The organism is Corynebacterium kroppenstedtii DSM 44385, assembly GCF_000023145.1.
Taxonomy (GTDB): Bacteria; Actinomycetota; Actinomycetes; order Mycobacteriales; family Mycobacteriaceae; genus Corynebacterium; species Corynebacterium kroppenstedtii.
Window position 1 is genome coordinate 853553 of record NC_012704.1, and the last position, 20418, is coordinate 873970.

At 56.6% G+C, this 20418-nt stretch carries 15 protein-coding genes; 9 read left to right on the plus strand and 6 right to left on the minus strand.

Annotated features, from left to right (window positions below; translation table 11 throughout):
- Positions 1–23 precede the first annotated feature (23 nt).
- A complete protein-coding gene (locus tag CKROP_RS03575) occupies positions 24–1451 on the plus strand; it encodes a class II 3-deoxy-7-phosphoheptulonate synthase (RefSeq protein ID WP_012731373.1) in 1428 nt (475 codons plus the stop codon).
- 61 nt (positions 1452–1512) lie between these two features.
- Here CKROP_RS03575 and CKROP_RS03580 read toward each other — a convergent pair whose 3' ends face one another.
- Positions 1513–4653 carry a glycosyltransferase family 87 protein gene (locus CKROP_RS03580; protein WP_012731374.1) on the minus strand — a complete coding sequence of 1047 codons (3141 nt, stop codon included), beginning with the start codon at positions 4651–4653 and terminating at the stop codon, positions 1513–1515.
- A gap of 121 nt (positions 4654–4774) precedes the next feature.
- Positions 4775–6940 (minus strand): protein kinase domain-containing protein, encoded by a 2166-nt coding sequence (locus CKROP_RS03585; RefSeq protein ID WP_012731375.1) that lies wholly within the window; start codon positions 6938–6940, stop codon positions 4775–4777.
- An 88-nt stretch (positions 6941–7028) separates the two neighbouring features.
- Here CKROP_RS03585 and CKROP_RS11075 point away from each other — a divergent pair, with 88 nt between their 5' ends.
- The gene (locus CKROP_RS11075; protein ID WP_081429397.1) at positions 7029–7430 is read left to right on the plus strand and encodes an Rv2175c family DNA-binding protein; all 402 of its coding nucleotides are present in this window, start codon (positions 7029–7031) and stop codon (positions 7428–7430) included.
- Here the strand turns inward: CKROP_RS11075 and CKROP_RS03595 are convergent.
- From CKROP_RS03595 to CKROP_RS03605, 3 genes are read right to left on the minus strand one after another with little or no spacing between them, the layout of a single operon-like run.
- Positions 7386–8909 (minus strand): alpha-(1->6)-mannopyranosyltransferase A, encoded by a 1524-nt coding sequence (locus tag CKROP_RS03595; protein WP_012731376.1) that lies wholly within the window; start codon positions 8907–8909, stop codon positions 7386–7388. The two genes, CKROP_RS11075 and CKROP_RS03595, sit on opposite strands and share 45 nt — an antisense overlap.
- A complete protein-coding gene (crtI, locus tag CKROP_RS03600; protein ID WP_012731377.1) occupies positions 8906–10642 on the minus strand; it encodes a phytoene desaturase family protein in 1737 nt (578 codons plus the stop codon). Before crtI ends, CKROP_RS03595 begins: the two co-directional genes overlap by 4 nt.
- Positions 10639–11724 carry a polyprenyl synthetase family protein gene (locus CKROP_RS03605; protein WP_012731378.1) on the minus strand — a complete coding sequence of 362 codons (1086 nt, stop codon included), beginning with the start codon at positions 11722–11724 and terminating at the stop codon, positions 10639–10641. The genes crtI and CKROP_RS03605 overlap by 4 nt, the downstream gene beginning before the upstream one ends.
- A 235-nt stretch (positions 11725–11959) precedes the next feature.
- On the opposite strand from CKROP_RS03605, the gene CKROP_RS03610 reads away from it, so the two are divergent.
- Positions 11960–12979, plus strand: a complete 1020-nt coding sequence (locus tag CKROP_RS03610) for a methylenetetrahydrofolate reductase (RefSeq protein ID WP_012731379.1) — start codon at positions 11960–11962, stop codon at positions 12977–12979.
- Between the two features lie 16 nt (positions 12980–12995).
- Here the strand turns inward: CKROP_RS03610 and CKROP_RS03615 are convergent, their stop codons facing one another.
- The gene (locus CKROP_RS03615; RefSeq protein ID WP_012731380.1) at positions 12996–13607 is read right to left on the minus strand and encodes a GNAT family N-acetyltransferase; all 612 of its coding nucleotides are present in this window, start codon (positions 13605–13607) and stop codon (positions 12996–12998) included.
- A gap of 250 nt (positions 13608–13857) precedes the next feature.
- On the opposite strand from CKROP_RS03615, the gene CKROP_RS10645 reads away from it, so the two are divergent.
- From CKROP_RS10645 to CKROP_RS03645, 6 genes are all read left to right on the plus strand, one after another.
- Complete coding sequence (locus tag CKROP_RS10645; protein ID WP_148209634.1) at positions 13858–14250, plus strand: SAV_6107 family HEPN domain-containing protein; 393 nt, start codon at positions 13858–13860, stop codon at positions 14248–14250.
- A gap of 206 nt (positions 14251–14456) precedes the next feature.
- Entirely contained in the window at positions 14457–14849 is a 393-nt protein-coding gene (locus CKROP_RS03625) for a DUF3040 domain-containing protein (RefSeq protein WP_041629225.1), read from the plus strand.
- 696 nt (positions 14850–15545) lie between these two features.
- Entirely contained in the window at positions 15546–15977 is a 432-nt protein-coding gene (mraZ, locus tag CKROP_RS03630; protein WP_012731383.1) for a division/cell wall cluster transcriptional repressor MraZ, read from the plus strand.
- Between the two features lie 201 nt (positions 15978–16178).
- Positions 16179–17351: a 16S rRNA (cytosine(1402)-N(4))-methyltransferase RsmH gene (gene rsmH, locus CKROP_RS03635; RefSeq protein ID WP_012731384.1), complete on the plus strand. Its 1173-nt coding sequence runs from the start codon at positions 16179–16181 to the stop codon at positions 17349–17351.
- Positions 17348–18247: a cell division protein FtsL gene (gene ftsL, locus CKROP_RS10650; RefSeq protein WP_012731385.1), complete on the plus strand. Its 900-nt coding sequence runs from the start codon at positions 17348–17350 to the stop codon at positions 18245–18247. Before rsmH ends, ftsL begins: the two co-directional genes overlap by 4 nt.
- A gap of 221 nt (positions 18248–18468) precedes the next feature.
- A complete protein-coding gene (locus tag CKROP_RS03645) occupies positions 18469–20391 on the plus strand; it encodes a peptidoglycan D,D-transpeptidase FtsI family protein (RefSeq protein WP_012731386.1) in 1923 nt (640 codons plus the stop codon).
- The last annotated feature ends 27 nt before the right edge of the window (positions 20392–20418 follow it).

Genomic DNA, 20418 nt, shown 5'->3' on the forward strand with positions numbered 1-20418 from the left:
AAGCTACGCTACACTTTGCCCCTGTGAGCTGGACAATAGATTTACCGGTTAATGACCTCCCTGATTTACCGCCTCTACCTGGCGGTTTAGAAGAACGATTCCAAGATGTGATCTCCCGCCCCGCCTTCCAACAACCCACCTGGAATGAGCGGGATGCCTCCAACGTGCGGAAGATTTTGGAGTCCGTACCCCCGATTGTCGTGGTTGCGGAAATTCGCAAACTTCAAGAGCAGATGCGACATGTTGCGCTCGGCGAAGCCTTCTTATTACAAGGTGGGGACTGCGCGGAGACATTCGAATCCAACACCGAACCGCACATTCGCGCCAATATAAAAACCCTGCTGCAAATGGCTGTTGTGTTGACCTACGGTGCGTCAATGCCAGTCGTCAAAATGGCGAGGATCGCGGGGCAATACGCCAAACCCCGCAGCTCTGATTACGACAGCCAGGGGCTGCTGAATTACCGAGGCGACTTAGTCAACGGCGTTGAAGCCACGGAAGAGGCGCGTCGTCACGACCCCGCTCGGATGGTTCGCGCCTACGCGAATGCCGCCGCCGCAATGAACCTCGTTCGGTCCTTGACGGCATCCGGGACTGCGGATTTGCACAAACTCCACGAATGGAACCGCGAATTCGTGCAGACCTCCCCGGCGGGCGCGCGCTATGAAGCGCTGGCATCAGAAATTGATCATGGCCTGCGGTTCATGGAGGCATGTAAGGTCTCGGACTCGAACTTGCACACGGCCGATATCTACTGTTCCCACGAAGCCCTCGTCGTCGATTATGAGCGCGCCATGTTGCGCCTGGGCCAGGATCCAGCTGGAGAAACAGCCCTTTACGACCTCTCAGCACACGAAGTATGGATCGGTGAACGAACCCGGGGTATCGACGATTTCCACGTCAACCTCGCTGCCTTGATCTCCAACCCAGTGGGACTCAAGATTGGGCCCTCGACGACGCCTGAAGAGGCGGTCGCTTACGTGGAGAAGCTCGATCCGGATGTGGCGGACGACGCGCCAGGCCATGTGAAGGGATACAAGGGTCGTCCAGGGCGTCTTACCTTGGTGTCCCGGATGGGTTACGACCAGATCCGGACGGTGCTGCCACCGATCGTCGAGGCCGTGGAGGCCACTGGCCATAAAGTGATTTGGCAGTGTGACCCCATGCACGGCAATACATTCACGAGCTCAAACGGGTACAAGACGCGCGACTTCGACCGTGTTATCGACGAAGTTCAAGGATTCTTCGAGGTCCACCGGGCCATCGGTTCGCATCCCGGCGGTATCCACATTGAGCTCACCGGTGAGGATGTCACCGAGTGCGTGGGTGGCGCGCAAGACCTCACTGATGTGGACTTGCCTGGCCGCTATGCTTCGGCATGTGATCCACGGTTGAACACGCAGCAATCGTTGGAGCTAGCCTTCTTGGTTGCAGAGATGTTGCGTAATTAAGGCTCATTCGGTGGGGTGGTGCATACGACCGCCCCACCGTTTTTGGTCTACGTACTTACGACTAAATGGCGTAGGCCCACTGAGTCAGCATGTATTCGGACAGCCATACTCCGACCCAGACGATGACGATGGTGTAGGCCGTGGTCAGGATTGGCCATCGTCGAACCGTCGTCACGATCATGCAAATAGTGAGTAGCACGCCTGCCATGAGCAGTAGGCGCGGTCGCGAGTGGAAGTACCCCGACGACAGAATCACGTTGAGGCCCACCCCTGTGCCGCAGAGCCACATCATGAAGGGGAAACGCCTGATAATACCCACAATGATGAGGGTGAGTGTCCCCAGGATGGCTAGCGAACCCCACAGTGGGACAACACCCTCGAGGGCGAAAATCTGCCTCGGCAGATCGTGAAGTGTGGTCTTCCCGAAATCGAATTGCGTTCCCCAGCCGTCTTTTTGAACGGCAAAGTAGCCGCCGGCGTCCCGCGCAAGATGGTCTGCCCACAGCATATAAATGGCTCCGCCGAGGGGAGCGACGGCAACACAAATCCATGCGCGTACATTGCGACGATGATGCAGCAGAACCCCGATTGCGAATGCAATGGCAAGGTCATACCCGGTCATTCTGACAAGGCAGGCCATGAACACCCCTGTCGCAGCGAGAGGGAAATCCTTGTTCAAGTAGCCCAGGATAAACAGGAACGTGCAGAGCGCGAAGAGCGCCTCCGAGTACGCCATCATGTACGTCACTGACATCGGGAAACCAGCGAAGACCGCCACAGCGAGCACAACGGCAAGTAGTGAGCTGGTGAATTTACGGATGATAGCGGCGAGCAGGCATGTGGCAATGACTCCGATGATGGCGTTCATCAGCAAGCCAGCCGCGGCCCAATCCAATCCGGTTATGGCATGGGTGGCTCGTAGTAACCACGGTGTTCCGGGAAGAAAAGCAACTGTGCGGAATTCGGGCGGATTCCCGTCGATCGCTTCGCCCCCGCGGTAACCGAATTCAGCAATTCTCGTGAACCATTGTGCATCCCACGATTGAATCTGGTCCGAGAAAGACGAATTAAAGAGCTTTGCATTGTAAGCCAATGCAATACCGACGATGGTCTGCACTAGGGCATAGACACCCACCGTGATCAGGCACACACCGGTGAGCTCGGAATTGAGAATACGCTGGCCAACACCCTGCCACGCGTGCGACCGCGATGACTTCTGCGATTCTCCTTCGTCGTCGGCCGCGGCCTCTTCGTCCGTGGCTTCTTCGTCGTCGACCGACGTCGTGTCAGATTCTTCTTCGTCCACGTGCTGCGTCGTTTCTGTAGCAGTGTCCGTATCTGCACTTATATCGGCACCGGTAGCGACAGCCGTCGACGTATCTGTATCCACATTTTCATGCGGAGTTTGTGTTGAGTCGTCAGGCTCAACGCGCGCTACCTCGTCGTCGCCCGATTCAACCTGGTTGGGTTTACGGGAAGTGATAACCAGTCGACGGAGGCGGTGTTTCCCGTGATAACGCCTGGACATAGGTGTGCGTTCGATGGTGATGTTCCGCCACTGTCCGCGGGCGTACCGTCGGTGAATCATGTCCGAGATATCGCGAAGACCCACAAGACGGACTGAAGGCTCTTTAACGAAACCGACCACCAGCATGAGGAAAACCGCAATGATCAGCAGATTGCGGACAACCAGAATCAAGACCGACGGGTTATCGTCATTGCTGATTATCGAGTTATAGGCGACGGGATAAATCCACTGCGACAAACCACCGATGACCAGCATGAGACCACCAGCTATCCGCAGACTCCATGCTGATTGTTTGCTTGCCGACGCCGGACTGCCTTGGACTGAGTCAAGGCACACGGCGAGGGGAGCGGCCCACCACACAACGTATTGCGTGGACATCACCTTATTTGAGATCAGCACAGCCCCGATGATGATCAGCGCCAACCATGCTGAGCGACGCGCCGACCAGCCATTGTCCGTCGTTTTCTCGATGACAAGCATGCGTTGTTGGGGTGGTGTCAATGCGCCGTCCGCGGCGCGCGGGAACATGCGTCGGAAACCATTTGCTCCGATTAGCGCGGCGACGCACAGGTAGACACAGACGAGGACCATAATGACGGTCAGGATCGTCGAGAATGTTTCCCATCGAGACACCGAAGGGCCGAACACTTCAAACGATTGCGATGCAGCATACGAAATGCTCAGTGCGTCTTCGCCGTGGTGGGCAGCCCACATCACGCCAGTTGCGGGGATGGATTCAATCTGAAGACCGCGATCACCTTGGTAATTGAACACCGACGTGATGCGGTGGAAACCATGCCCCCACACGGACAATGCTGCAATGACGACGCACGTGGCTGCGAATGACGCGATCCGTTGCCATGTCTGCCGGCTCTTCCACCAGCCGACGAGTGCCGTGCCGATGATGGCCGGCCACAGTTTGATCATGGTCGCACACCCTAAGAGGATGCCTGAGACCTTCGGGTGCCGAACAAGCGTGACCAGTGTGGCGGCCACGAGCACAGCGGGGACGATATCCCAGCGGGTCCACAGTAAAGGTCCGAAGAACAGCCCGAAGAGAACCCAGAATCCGGCACCCCACCAGCGTCGGCTGGCAGTAAGCCAGGCAAAAAACCCGACGTCAACGACTAATAACATCCAGATGGACACCGTGATCTTGTCGGCGGAGGAGAAGATCATGGTCAGCCACTTCAAGACTGTGACCATCCACATGACCGGTACGGGATACTCTTGCATGGCCCTAGAACCTGGGTCGTCGAGGCCTTTGAAGTAATAATCCACCGGGGTGTCGATCATCCAGTAGTCACCGATGTGGTGGTCGAGCCACCACATCACGGCCCGAGTTATCACAAATGCAGCAGTCAGGGCTCCAGCAATGATGAGAGCTTTCCGGTCCCATTTCCGACGCGAGATCTCGCCAGACTCCGTTGCTGCTGTAACTCTCGCGCTGCCGTTAGCTGCCATTGTCTCCGAGACGGTGTCCGAGGAGGCACCGTCGTCGGCGTGTGATTCATCGGACGTTGAGTCGTTCAACGTTGCTTCACTCAACGGGGACGTGGGTGCTGCGGCCTCAGCAGGATCGGTCTGCGTCGACTGTGATGCCTGGTCTTCTTCGGAAGACGCGGAAAACTCAGAACGTGCCGACGTCGAAGCGGAGTCTAAATGGTGGGACACACGAAAGCCCTTTTCATGACAAGAAGCTATAACGCGCAGGCACGCGTTGTGCTGCGCTGAAGATGATCACGAGGACGTGGATATGGTACTCGAGAACAGGGACAAGCTCGAGCTCATCTGACTAGAGAGTCTTCACAGTTTTGACAGTGATCACCGAGTCACGTTCGGCAGAAAAACCGGGCAGGGGATTTTGAACCAGAACACGGTCATTGCTCTTCGCATCGCCAGCGTCGATCTTCAACCCAGCTTTCTCTGCCTTCGCACGAGCTTCCTTGACCGTAGAACCGATCAACTGTGGAACCGCAACATCCGGGGCAACAAAGAGGTTGACCGCCGAGCCCTCATTGACTTCCGTTCCTTCACCAGGATCGGTGCGAGTCACCTTGCCCCGCTGGCGGAGGTCGGTTGCCGAGTCGTCCGTCGAAACGTCACCGACATGAAGGCCGACCTTCTCTAGTTCATGCCGGGCATCATCTTCGGATTTTCCTGAGACATCGGGGACGGAAACAGGCTTAGGGCCTTTACTGACAGTGAGTGTGACTGAGGAACGCACACCGACCGTGCTCCCCGGAGCGGGGGAGACGGAAAGAAGTTGCCCCTCCGGGACGTCGGAAGAATAGTCGGACTTCGTTGTCTTCGTAGACAACGTCCGCTCAGAGAGAGTCCGTGTGTAGACCTCCACTGACCGGTCTGCTGGAATCTCCGGAACCGTCGGACGACCTGCAGAGACGGTCAATGTCACGGTCGATCCCTTTGTCACTCGCTTGCCGGCCTGGGGTGACGACGCCGCAACCGTCTTCGAGGGAACGGTATTGGAATATTCCGTCTTTTCAGTGACCTCAAAACCCGCCTCAGTGATGTCGTGATGGGCGGTTGAAACGTCAGACCCGGTCACCGACGGAATCTCCCCGTACCGGCCGGAACCCAGCCACCATGCTCCGAGACTGACCGCGCCGACGAGGATAAGCGCGACAATGGTCCACAAAGCACAGCCGAGGCGTGAGTGATTTCCCACCTGTGGTTTGTCATTCGCCACGGACGTGCGGTGACTAGCAGCTGACCCCGGAGCAGGTGTCGCGGTTCCTCCCGACGACGACGCCACATGGGAAGGTTCCGGTTCCGCCGGCTGCCGTTCCGGGAAATCAATCCGTGTGGAGGCCATATCACCGGTTGACCGGTGGGGATCGTAATCCGGAAACAACACCGCCGTCGATCCATCGGTGCCCGCATAACTATCGTGGTCAACCGTATTTTTCGGCGGAGCGGCATTTCCTACATTTCCGACGACGGCCGTTTTCCCCTCGTCGTTAGGGGCGCTCTGAGGGATATCCTGCCGGGCACCAGTATCCCCACCATCGGGTGTTTGCGTTGATTCAGCCTCCCGAGCCGCGTCCCGAGACCGATGCGACGCCGAATCAATCGGAACCGGAACACGGAACGAGGACAAAGGGAGCCGGAGCTCGTCGGCAACCTGCATAACCGCCGTGCGAAACTCCGAGCCATCAGCAAAACGATCATCAGGGTCTAGAGTAGTTGCCCGGGAGATCAGCTGGTCAAACTCCGCCGGAACGCCATCAATGGCCTCAGAGGCAGGCGGCACAGGGTGGTCAAGCCGCATGTAGGCCGTGGCCAGCGACGTATCGCCATGGAAAGGCGTCGTCCCCGTCAGAAGTTCGTACAGGACAATACCCGCCGAATAGACATCGCTTCGGCCATCGACGCTCCCGCCCCGCACTTGTTCCGGGGACAAATAGGCCACAGTCCCCATCATGACCGACGTCGTCGTCAAGGAGGATTCAGCCGTCGCCCGAACCAGCCCAAAATCAGCCAGTTTCACCTGGTGATCGTCGCTAATCAGGATATTTTCGGGCTTCACATCCCGGTGAATTAGCCCAGCAGAATGTGCTAACCCGAGGGCAGTCAAGACCGGTTCCATGACCGCTGTCGCCGCATGAGGGGGCATCGGACCACGTTCACGCAAGAGTTCGCGCAACGTCCCACCGTCGACCAACTCCATGGCAAGGAACACACTCGTGCCATCATCACCCTGGTCAAACACATTAACGAGCGATGGATGGGACAACCGTGCCGCAGCCCGCGCTTCTCGCTCGAACCGGGTGCGGAACTGATCATTGTGAGCAAAACGATCATCAAGAATTTTGAGCGCCACTGGTCGATCGAGACGTTCATCAACGCCCCGATAAATCGCGGCCATCCCGCCACGAGCGATAAGTGATTGCACGCGATAACGGCGGTCAACCAGATCTCCATGGCTCAATGTAGGCACGTGGTCGTTGTCCTCTCTTAGCCCGTTGTGTCGGCCAGATGCTTTCCACTCACCAAATTACTAGGGATTGTCAGCTACGGTATAAACCGTGAAGAGTAACTCAAGAACTCCCGATGTCCTATCCGCCAGCGAAATCGTCCTCCCGATCGCAGAGGTTGCGGACTATCTCCACCAGTCCGTCAGCCGGGTTCGGGATCTTATTAATAAAGGCCAGCTTATCGCGATTGACCGCGATCACCAGCGGCAAATTCCAGCACGCTTCTTCAACGGGCTTAACGACGAGGGCCACCCCGAGCCCGGTGAGCGCGTGACCATCAATAAGCACGTCCCCGGTCTCATCGCCCTCATGTCCGACGGCGGATACTCCAATGACGAGATACTGAACTACCTGTTTACCGACGACGAAACCCTGCCAGGGCGCCCCATCGACGCACTCCATGGTCACCTAGCTCGCGAGGTCATGCGTCGTGCCCAAGCGATGGGATTTTGATTCGTCCCCTCGGAACACGGCGAAATACAGAACGAAGGCTACCGTTATCACGATCCACATCCAGGACCATCTGTACAACCAATTGTTGCCAGACCCTGTGAACGATCCCGCCACGATGAGCGAGGCAATAACAGTGAAGTGCGTAACCCGTGGTGATGGCCGGAAAGTACCGACGAGAACGACGCCAGCAGCGTAATACCACGGCAGCGTAACGGCATTAAAGATGCACGTAATTAAGTACGCCCATGCTGCGCCCTCAATGGCCCGGCGCGGAGTCTGGCGGAATCGCCACCAGACCACGACCAGGAGGACAACCATGATGATCATCGAGATACTCCGGTAGATCGACAGCACCGAGTTGAAGGTCGCGCCGGGGAAGAACGAGGCTGCGAAAGCGGCCGTGAACTGGGCCAGGAAGCTGGGGAGCGCTAAGAGGTTGATGACCTTCGTATTTCCGCTGAGCTGAGACACCCAGCCCCACGAGCTCCCCGACGCATAGGTGATGGCGCTCAACACCGTGCATACAATCAGGACAGTCGTGATTCCGTAGAACACGAATGCGGGAACGGCTTTTTTCAGTGACGCCAATGTTCGCCGGGGGTCGTGGAGTGACCATGTGGAGGGGGCGATTCCTCGTTGCCGCATCGCAATCCAGATGAGGAAGGGAAGGGTCACGAGGGCCGTCGCTTTCAGGGAAAAACCGATGCCAATGAACAGCGCGCCCCACAGTGGGTGGCGTCGTAAAGCCAGAACCAGCCCAAGGCAGGAAAAGGCAACCATGACTGATTCATTGTGCATGCCTCCCACCAGATGGAGAAACACAACAGGGTTGGCAACACCGAGCCAGAGGGCCACTGCGGGATTCCCACCGATATGCCGGGCAATGGATACCACTGCCCATGCAATAGCGGCATATCCTGCGACGGAGATGAACTTGTAGAGAAAGACGCCGATGGTGATATTGGATCCAACTAGGGTTGTTATTCCGTCGCCGATCCATAAATGAAGTGGCCCGTATGGTGTGGTGGTGTTTCTCCAATCTGGGCTGACTTCCAGCAGCATCGGCCCAGGATTGACGGCAGCCCCATCCCTGTAGGGATCAAACCCATCGCGGACCATTGCCCCCTGGACCAGGTAGGAATAGACATCGCGCGAGTACATCGGGGACGCGAAAAGGAGCGGAACTATCCACCCCACCAGCGTCTTTATCGATTCACGGATGGGGGTGTTGTCGTGATAAACAATCCGACCCCACAGGCACCAGCAGTACAGCAGCAACCCCAGCGCGACCCAGGACAAGATGAAGCCAATGTTCTTGACATGGCCATACATGATCCAGTCCAGATTGAGCATCCGGACGATTCCCCCGCGGGTACGCTGAGCCCCGGAACTCCATGACGACACCATCAGAAGTATCGACGCGACCGTCCCCAACCACAGTGGTCGACGCAGTGGGTTCGTGCGTGAAGGGGTGCTCATGGATGATCACCTCGCGTTATCCGAGCAGCTGCAAGCGCTCCTGAAAGGATAACAGTGGGGACCCCAACGCCAGGTGTCGTACTTGAACCAGCGTGAATCAGGTTCGAGAACGAACGCACGGGGAAGTTGCGGAACCGAAACGGCCCCGTCTGTCGAAAAAGATGAGCGGGGGCAAAAGGAGTTCCTGCGCCCAACCCGAGTGCAGACCATGTATCTGGTGTATCCACTTTCCCGACGGCGAATGACTCACGGATGCCCTCGAACCCGCGGTTCTCCAGGACAGATAGGAGATCCTCTTGATAGGAAGCAGCCAATGACGACCAGTCGATGTGGGCTGATTCGGTATTGGGGCACGGTGCCAAAACACTGACCGGTTCAATAGGAACATAAGGCGACGTCGTCGACGTCGATGCTAAATCCGGTGCTGAACAGGCAGGACGAGTAACCAAGAGCGACGGATCGGACATCAGACGGCCACGACCGTGAGGAGCAGTGATCTCCGAAAACGTACGATCCCACTCCTTCCCGAAAGAGATGGTGTGATGCCCACCAGGCCAGTGGCGTGCGACCTCACGGGGGATGGCGCCATGCATCACGAAGGCGGAGGGGGACCACCTCATTGTCCGATGGCTCTGTCGGCCTGAGACGGCATCGAGTTCAGGGATGTCGCATGTCGTAATAACGACGTCGGCAGGCAACGTTCCTTGAGTTGTCTCGACCGCATGAATTCTGTCGGATTTGGTTGTAGAGGGTCCGGCTTCGTAAGAGGCGTGGCTCAATGACGTGACTCGGGTGTTGAGCATGAGCTCACCGCCGGACTGCTTGAGTGCCGCTGCGAGAATGTCGCACAGTGCGCCGACCCCGGAACCATGTGGCCCACGAGTGGGATAGAAGACTCCCATCCCGGTATCCATATGGGAAATTGTTGCGTACACAGCGCGGGCCTTCTTGGGCGGAACCCCCGCGTACAGAGCCTGGAACGAAAAAACCTTCCGAAGCTCATCGTCGGAGATGTAGCGATCTGCTGCCCGGCCCAAGGAGCCGGAGCCACCACGACGCGCAACTTGCGCCAAGCTCTGCGCCGATTCGCGGGTGCGAACAAGGTCCCACACAGAATCGAAATCGGCGTTCATCAAGTGCGAAAAGCACGCGTCGAACATTGACTGCGCCCACAGGCGATAACCCCGTACACCCGTAACAAGGGATTCAGCGAACTCATCTCGGGTCGCGTCGCCGTTGCGGTGGGGTGCGTCGTCGAACTTGTCCCGGGCAAACCGACGGATCTCATCGTCCAGCCGGCTATCGCTCCCGGCAGCTGGCTCCTGAGCGTCCTCCTCACCAGCTCCCTCAGCGAATACGTCCAGATACCGGCCCGACGAAAACAATGCATGATACGCCGGAGACAAACGCTGATATGAAAAATCAGGCGCGAGGTCACCCGTCGAGAGCCCCACAGATGCCAAAATCTCATCAACGAGCCACGGCATCGTCACCACCGTCGCACCCGTGTCGACGCGGACATCTCCCAGGGGAGTAGAGATCGTCTCGGTCGCCGCGCGTCCGCCCACGTGGTCCGCCTTCTCCACCACCGTCACTGAACGCCCGGAGCCAGCCAGCAATACCGCCGCAGACAGGCCAGACAGGCCAGCCCCCACCACAACTACATGGTTTATTCGGCCTGATACCGCGCGCCGGGGCGTCGACAAGTAATGAGAAAGAAAAGATGTGCTCATCGACGGCGCTCCGTCGAGGAAATAGCCATCGACCTCAATGCGCGGTGTGCGTCGTCAGATAAGCGCGCGTCGGCGAGCGCATGGACCGCGGACGTCACTAAGCTATCGATCTGCTTCTCAACGCGGTCATAGGCGCCGGACTTTTTAATAATCGCGCGTAGATGATCAACGTCCTGCTCACTCAGGGGTTGGCCCAAACTAGATTCCACCGTCTCGCGATCCGACTCCGAGACAATGTCCAGCGTGAGAGCCAGTAAGGTGGTGCGCTTTCCTTCGCGCAGGTCATCTCCGGAAGGCTTCCCAGTGACCTCAGGGTCGCCGAAAACACCCAGCTGGTCATCGCGTAACTGGAACGCCACACCGATGTCACGCCCAAAAGTGCGCAGTGCTGTCACCGTATCCTGTGGAGCTCCTGCCAGGGCGGCCCCAATATGGAGTGGGCGCTCCACGGTGTACGCCGCCGTCTTATATCGGTTGACCCTCTCTGCTGTGCGCAACGAACCATCCCCCTGAGCCTCAGCAGTGACATCCATGATTTGGCCACAAACCACTTCCGTGCGCATGTCTTGCCAGGGTTGCCACGCACGATCGCGCTGGGCGGGAGGCAATGCCGCCTCCATGAACATGTCATCTGCCCAGCTCAAGGCTAGATCGCCGATGAGGATCGCGACCGCATTCCCGTAGCTTTCTCCTCGGCCGTGCCATGCTTGGGCTGAATGAGACTGCTTGAAGTGCTCATGAACTGTGGGCATTCCGCGTCGTGTTGCCGAGGAATCAATAATGTCGTCATGAATCAGAGCGCAGGACTGCAAGAGCTCCAACGAGGACGCCGCATGCATAACAGCGTCGGCATCTGGATGTTCTGCTGCGTCCGAGAACGTTAACTGCAAGGAACCCATCCACCCCAACCATGCAAATGTTGGTCGGATCCGTTTGCCGCCGTTGATCGTGAAATCGGTGAGGGCGGCCATTGCTTCGTCTGCCACGGGGGAAATGGCTTTCATGGCTGACTGACGCTCCATGAAGAACTCATTGAGGTGCGCGACGACACAGCGGGGTACGTCGTCAACAGAACGCGGCATAGATGGTGTAGCACCTATTTGATCAGTCACGATAGCGAACTCACTCACGATTCACGTATGGGGTATGGGTGGTTGAGGAGCATAAAGGTAAAACTACACGGCACCATGGACGCGCCGAGCTAACCCGGTTGATCACCATGACCAACACCGTGGATTCAACACCGACGTATTTTTCGCGCCATTAGCTGACAGTTTTACTGGTTGTCGCACCTTTCTTTTTCTAAGATACCTATTTATGTCCTCGCCCAACTCGGCGCATACGCCCACGAATCGTCCACCTCGGCCTATTTATCAACAAGTCCCGGTTTCCCAGGCTATTTCCTTGCCGACGCCGGGTCCTGTGCCGTTTTCCGTGGAATTTATGCCCCCGCGTGATGACGCTGCGGAACGTCGTCTCAATGATGCCGCGGCGACATTTCACGATCTTGGTGCGAGCTTTGTGTCGGTGACCTATGGGGCAGGCGGTTCGAGCCGTAGCCGTACTATTCGGATCGGCCAGGAGCTGGCACACACTCCTTTGACGACGCTTGTCCATTTGACGTTGGTGCAGCACACGGTGGATGAGCTGAAGGAGATTATCGCAAGCTATCAGGAATGCGGACTAACGAATATTTTGGCGCTGCGCGGAGATCCGCCAGGGGATCCCACGGGTGAATGGGTCTCTACGCCGGGTGGTTTGGAGCATGCCATTGACCTGATCAAGCTCATTCAAGAGTGCGATACACAGCGACAATTTGAGATTGGTATCGCGTCGTTTCCTGATAAGCACTATCGTGCCACCGATCTGGATTCGGATACCGCCTATACGATCGCGAAACTTCGGGCCGGCGCGAGCTACTCCATTACCCAAATGTTCTTCGATGTGGAGTATTACCTGCGTCTTCGTGATCGACTCGCTGCGGCAGACCCGGTCCATGGAGCCAAACCCGTGATTCCTGGCCTCATGCCCATTACCTCGTTGAAGTCTCTTCGCAGGCAGCGTGAGTTGGCGGGGTGTCGTGTTCCGGCAGATCTCGAGGAACGTCTGGAAAAAGCTACTGTCACTGGTGATCCCTCTGATCCGCGCGTTCGCCAGGAAATCCGGAAGATTGGGATTGCTCACACGACGGCGATGGCGGAGCGTCTGATCAGTGAAGGCGCGCCTGACCTGCACTTTATGACGTTGAACTTTGCGCGTGCGACGCAGGAAGTGCTGCACAATTTAGGGATGGCTCCGGCGTGGGGGACTGATCACGGTCATGATGCGGTCCGATGACCTCTACAGTGGGTCATTAAATCAGTGATGAGTTGTCCCCAAGGGGCAGCCGGCTGCCGAGGATTGCAAACGGACGCGGATCACCGGGGAAGTGCATATTCCGAACGACGTCGGTGAATCCTAGTCGTCGGTAGAGGTGGAATGCGCGGTTGTTTTCACTGGTGACTTCGGGGGTGGAAAGAAGTAGCCGCTGGCTCGTGAGACTGTCCGCGAAGATAGTCAGCAAGCGTCGGCCAATATTGTTACCTTGCCACGACGGGTCCACGTGAATTTCGGTGAGTTCCGTGTAGTTGTCCAGAAGCTGGATGCGTAGAGACGGCGGAACTCCGGCAACCATGAGAGCTGCTTTGACCTGTGTATTCCACCATTGCCCGTTCCCCCCTCGATAGCCGTAGATGAAACCGCGGATGGGCTGTGTGGGATCTTTAGGATTTGGTTCCTCTCCTGCAGGATGCTCGATAGCAGCGACGGAGTGGAAGCCAAGATATCGCGAGTGCGTGTTCCATGCCGATTGTCGCGCGCCCGAGATAGTGGAGCTGTAGCCCATCGCACGGATATAAATGGAGACCATTTCGGGGACTCGTCGACGAAATTGCGCTGCGGTCAACGTCGTGAAAGTGATGGGCATTCTTTAATGAAACCACGCGCGAGCCGGGGTGGGGGAGTTAACCGGGAGAAGCGGGGAGTCACCTGCCGTCGATTTCGAATATAAGTTCGAATTTTCTAGTTTTGTTCGACTCTTATGTCCGCACCTCTTCGTAGTGTGTCAAGTGTCAACAAGGAAATAGGCGCTCGAAAAAGACATCGATGGGTAGCGACGCTGTTCGGTAACCGCAGTGCTTGCTCGAAAGCGTAGAAACGAAGGCTCCAAGGAGTGGATGATGATGAACGCGGCAACGGTGAGTTTTCTCAGGAAAGCGGATGCATTACTGGCTAACAAGACTGACGACGTCAGCCAGGATGAATTGGAACGACGCTTGCTGGACTCTTATTACGCAGCGCTCCGACTCGCTGGAGCTGTTATCGAAGATGCTATTGCGAGCCGAAAAAGGAAGCCTAAGGGCGATGCGTGGACTCTGCTTGCTCGTTATGGCGGACAGCTGGCCCCGTGGGCAGATGTCTTCCGGAAGTATTCGCCCATAAAAGAACGCGTTCGTCTGGGATTGTCTCCGTCCCTGACGGTTGCTTATGTAGAGTATTTTGAGCAGCTCGTGTTGGATTTCCGCGCTGCTGTGAATGATCGGTATGCATGGATACCGGCTGCCGCTTAAAACCTGGAAGGCTTAACGAAGTTGATTCAAAAGGGGTGTGGGAGCGCCTTCCGGGGGTTGAGGGTGACGGCATTCATTGTTTCGTGCACCGGGGTGGAGAAATGGGGGTACATGGTGGTTACAATGAGGTTATAAACGGAACTGTTTTGACACCTGTTGCGTTATGCCAGGTAGAAAACGGTACTTTCATGGAAAATGGAGGAGTTGTGGCCCTCTCAGAGCAAGAGCAGCGTGTCCTCGACGAAATCGAGAATGCTCTGTATCAGGAAGACCCAGACTTTGGTAAAAACGTCGGGTCAATCCAGCGTGGTGGCGCCTTCGTCAAAGTCGTTGCTCTGCTGATCCTTGGCCTCGTCTTACTTGTAGGTGGAATAGCTCTATCACAAGCGAGCCTGTGGTTTGTCGTGATGTCGGTTGCCGGGTTCTTGGTGATGTTCGCCGCCGGCGTGATCGGATTACGCGGTGACCGCTCGTCGAAACTCACAGTGGGGGATCGTTCTGACAAGGCGACAAAGAAGCAGCGGAAAGCTCGTAAGTCGTCATTGAGTAGCCGGCCGGGCGGCATGGAAGAGAATTTCCGTCGACGTTTCGAGCGCTAAAGCCCACCGTGATTCCCATATGTGAATTGAGTTTTGCGTATGGGAGCCGAGGGTTCGGCGAAAGGCTTCCCATACAACGTAAAACTGTCTAAGAAGACACTGCAGCCCTGGTGGTGAGTTGACAAGCTCATTACCAGGGCTTTTTCTTATGTCTCAGGCCAGTTCTCAAAAATCCCCCACTTTGACCCACTCTGGCTCGCTATTTCTCAGCTTTTCGCTAAAAATGCCGTTATTTCTCTGGCTGATGGGGAATGAATGGACTTATGTGCTGGAAGTGGCACGACTCAGGTGTGTTTTTCGGCTGCACATTGTGTGCGGCCGGCCCGCGTATGCCCTCGTCGGGGTTGAATGGCGACTCCCGGCGAAGAGGTTTAATCGACGTTCCTAGCGTCGGCTGTCGTGCTCATTTCTCAGATGTTTTTGCACGTCAATGGGGTAAAATACAGTAGTATCACAAGTGTGGCCTGTGATTGTGTCGTGTTGACATAATGAAAAAAAGCTAAAGATTTGCTGAAAGCGTCGTGCCAATGGTGCGTTGTGGGGCAGAGTGGGTTAAAGTGGGTGCCAATGGCGGACAAGGTAAGTTCGTCGCACTATTTCTGTAGATGACTGTCGTTGTTGGCGGCCGGCGCTGATAACGACACGGCAATCGACTGGATGTGGATCGTCGATGTTGAGGGAAGGAGTCCGAAGGTCATGTTCTTCGGTACTTTCACCCCCAAGATGGACGACAAAGGACGCTTGACTCTTCCGGCCAAGTTTCGCGATGAGTTAGCAGAAGGCTTGATGGTGACGAAAGGCCAAGACCATTCATTAGCCATCTATCCGCGCAACGTGTTCCTCGAACGCGCTCGCAAAGCTGCTGCTGCATCTCGAACGAACCCGGAGGCTCGCGCATTTGTGCGTAACTTAGCGGCCAGCGCGGATGAACAATCTGTTGATGGTCATGGGCGAATAACGATTTCGCCTGATCATCGTCGCTACGCAGGGTTAAGCAAAGAATGCGTCGTGATTGGTTCTGTTGACTTCGTCGAAATCTGGAATGCGGAGTCGTGGAATCAGTACCAAGCCGAACATGAAGAAAGCTACGCCAACGGTGACGATGCTGCTTTCATGGACTTCCTCTAAGGACTCCTTTAGTTCACCAACCATATGGTCGACCGTCGCAATGATCTACAGCCAGTGTAAGGAATGTGTGCAGGCCTCTGCCCGTTTGGATCCTGATGTACTTCCCCAACACCAGGCACTGAGCGGGTAGGGCCCTGTTTACATTCCTCTCCATCACCACGACCGCCCAATATTCTGACCGCGACGATGAAAGAGGGGACAATGGCCGACCGCCACACTGGTACGCATGGTCACGTTCCCGTCATGCTGGAACGCATGGTCGAGCTGATAGCTCCCACGGTCACAGAATCATCAGAGAACTCGGCACCATCCGTCATTCTCGACGGCACCCTCGGAGCCGGCGGACACACCGAATCCTTCCTGGAGCGTTTTCCGTCGGCAATGGTCATCGGAGTCGACCGCGATAAGAAGGAACTCTCCCGAACCACTGAGCGGCTGTCTCGATTTCAGGACCGGTTCTACCCAGTACATGCTCGTTTCGACAACTTCGATGAGGCATTAGACGATGCTGATCATCCAGTTGTCGACGCTTTCGATGCGCACGGTCTCAGCGCCGGTTTCTTTGATCTTGGTGTGTCCTCGATGCAGCTAGATCAGGTGGACCGGGGTTTTACTTATCGTGACGACGGTCCGCTGGACATGCGGATGGATACGTCGACGGGCAAAACGGCTGCCGATGTCCTTAATACGTATAGCCACGGCGAGCTGGCTCGCATCTTAAAAACATACGGCGATGAACGCTTTGCTGGGCCTCTCGCTCGCGCCATTGTTCGTGAACGTGAGAAAGAACCCTGGTCCACGTCGCAGCGGTTAGTGGACCTTATCTACGCGACAATTCCAGCCTCGGCGCGACGTCATGGGGGCCATCCGGCGAAGAGGACCTTTCAAGCTTTGCGCGTTGAGGTCAATGCTGAGCTGGATGCTCTGCGTCGGGTCATTCCGAAAGTCTGCTCCTACCTCCACCTTGGTGGCCGGGCAGTGTTCATGAGCTACCAAAGCCTTGAAGACAAAATTGTGAAGAGGGAACTGGCGGCGCTGACCGAATCGAAGACCCCTCCGGGGCTTCCTATCGATTTGCCCAACAGTGCCCCCGATTTTCACTTGGTGACGCGGGGTTCGGAAAAGGCTGATGAGCAGGAGAATAATAAGAATCCGCGCGCACATTCGGTCCGCGTCCGTGCCGTAGAGAGAACGGGCTACTCGCACTCGAGTCCGCCGCCGGGCAGTACTCCGGCGAGGGCTTCGGGATCATCCACCACATATTCAGCTCGATCAGGATCCCGGCATGAGGCCCACCGAGAGGGAAGAGAACACCTGGTCTCTTCCGCACAACAGAGCATTTCACACCGCGAAGACGTCGAAGGAGAACAATGACTACCTTGACAGGGGCTGGAACAACAGCTCGACGGGCAAGCCACGACCATGACGTCGACACCGCGGGGCGCGCCTCTACGGCGACGTTGACGCGGACCACTTCACGTGACCGACGAGCAGAAACGCCGGTTCGGTCGCGTCGGGAAGGAAATAACCTCCGCTCCTCGAATACGTCCGTAGCGAGGAAAAAGAGGACGAGCGCCGCGAAGAGAATGGGCTCTCGTCAGGTTATCTCCGTCCGAGGCCGACGCGTCGTTTCCGAAGAACGGCGAGTCAAGAGGACCACGATCCAGTTCATCGTCGTATGTATCTTGTTCATCGGCGTCGGCGTGGGCGTCACGATGTACCTTTCTGGAGTGACGACGCAGCAGTCGTTCGCCATCCAGAAAGCGAAAGACCAGAAGACAACTCTGGATAACGAGTTGGAAGGGCTGCATCGCGACGTCAAGAACGCAAGCTCTGACTCGGAAGTTGCCAAGAAGGCATCGGAGGACGGCATGGTTGTTCCTGATCAGCCGGGAATTATGACCGTCAATCCCGACGGTTCCGTGGTTGAGAATAGGGCCGCCGATCCTTCAAAGACTCACGAGATTCACGACATCAATAGCGGTGCGGATCCCAAGGCGAAGGCCTCGTCGGATCCCGAGAAAACGAAAAATACGTCACGGTCTGCTACGTCTTCTTCCTCGTCCGGCCGTGACAACAACCGACCAGCGCAATTGGCTCCGTACCAGGACAATACGGCTGGGGCAGTAGCGACGCAGGGCGCTAACCAGGCCGCTAGTCAGGGTGAAGGACTTGACCGCGAAGCCCCATTACCTGCAGACCAGGCGAACGACGCTAACCCTGCGCCGGAAGCTGCACCGGGGGGCGATGCTGCCGTGCCGACGCCCTAAAGCTATCTAGGGCTGCTCGGGCACAGTCTGATCTGTGGATCGTCGCAGGTCAGGCTGGGTGGTGTGAGGTGAACCGGATGTGTCAGGTTGCTTGTGTACTATTTTGCGAGGGTTCCGGATGTGAGTGCGGAACATCGCCCACCTTGAGGTGGCGGCAGTAATCTGTAGAAGATATGTGGTGATCAGGTAAATGAGGCATGAGAAGGGGGACCGGAGAATCCATGAGTAACAGTTCATCTCGTCGGCCCCGGAATCCCAGAACAGGGAGCTCTCCTGATGCACCGCTACGTAACAGCATGGCGGGGACATCGTTAATAACAGGCGCCAAGGCAGCCATGCGGCGCCTCAATCTTCTCCGGGCGATCATTATCGCTTTACTGATCGTCCTTATTTTGCGTCTTGTATGGGTCCAGCTCATCATTGGACCGAACTTGTCGTCGCAGGCCCAAGAACAGCGTCGAGTAAAAATCGCCGAACCGGCCCGACGAGGGACTATCACCGACACTAATGGTGAGGATCTTGCCTACACCATGGAATCGTCACTGCTGTCCGTGCATCCGAACAAACTGCGCAGCTTCATGGAGAAGCGGCATGAGATTAACCCCGATAGTTATCCAGATCCTGACCAGCGGATGAAGGATATTGCCGACGATCTTCCTCGGATGATTGGTGATGACGACAAAGCGGATGATGTGAAGTCGGAGGATATTGAAAAGAAGTTAACCTCCGATGATGATTATTCCGTTCTGGTGCGAAACGTCGATCCGGATAAAGCGGAAAAGATCGTTAAGAAGTATCCAGAGATCACTGCGGAGCGGCAAGACGTCCGCCAATACCCGAATGGTGCTATCGGCGAAAATGTTCTTGGCAAGATAAGCCAGGATGGATCGGGCCAATTCGGGCTGGAGCTCTCGCAAGACTCTGACCTCCAGGGGACGAACGGAAGTTATACCGTCGATATAGCCGCCCAAGGGATGGCGATCCCCGGTTCTCGTCGGGACGAACATCCAGCGATTGATGGCGATAGCTATCAGCTGACCTTAGATAACGACATGCAGACCTTCGTGCAGCAGAGCCTGGAACAAGCCAAAGCCAATTCCGGTGCCGAGGACGCTAGTGCGGTGGTGCTCGACGCCAAGTCAGGCCACATATTGTCCATGGCTACGACGGGAACGATTGATCCGAATGGAGACATCGAAAAGCAGCTCAAGGAAGGCAAGCAGTTCGGCGACCGGACGATAAGCAACCCCTTCGAACCGGGATCGGTCGGCAAGGTTATTACCGCCGCTGCATCGATTGAGGACAAGAAAACCACGCCAGACGAAGTTCTGCAGGTACCAGGGTCAATTAATGACTCCGGCGTTACTGTCAAGGATGCATGGGATCACGGCGTCACTCCGTACACCACGACAGGTATTTTCAGTAAGTCGTCCAACGTCGGAACCTTGATGCTCGCTCAGCGAGTCGGACCGGATTCATTTAATAATTACCTGAATAAATTCGGGATCGGACAAGCGACAGGCGTCGAGCTGCCCAACGAGACCAGCGGATTTCTTCCTCCGCGCTCCCAGTGGGCGGCTGGTACATATGCGAACCTCCCCATCGGCCAGGGCTTTTCCACGTCCCTCCTTCAGATGGCGAGCATCTATCAAACCATCGCTAATGACGGGGTGCGTATCGAACCCCGAATCGTGAAGAGCATTAAAGACCCCGACGGAAAAGAAGTGTCCACTGACGCTCCCAGCGAAACACGGGTGGTGAGTGCCCAGACGGCACGAACGGTCCGCAACATGTTCCGCGGGGTTGTCCAGAAGGACAGCGGAAACCAGCAGGGTACAGGCCCCGGCGCGGCCATCGACGGGTATCAAATTGCAGGTAAGACGGGTACAGCCCAACAGGTTGACCCGGACACCGGTGCATATTCCAATTCGAAGTACTGGATCACATTCGCCGGGATTGCCCCGGCCGACGACCCACGCTTCGTCGTTGCCATCATGTTGAACAACCCGGCTCGTGGCGTTCATGGCGAAGGCGGTCAGTCGGCAGCGCCGCTGTTCCACGACATCGCATCGTGGGCGCTTAACCGCTACAACATCCCGCCGTCGAAAGAACCAGGTGACACCCTCTTGTTGCAGGCAGGGTAGCTCAAGATTTCTACTGTTGGAAGCATC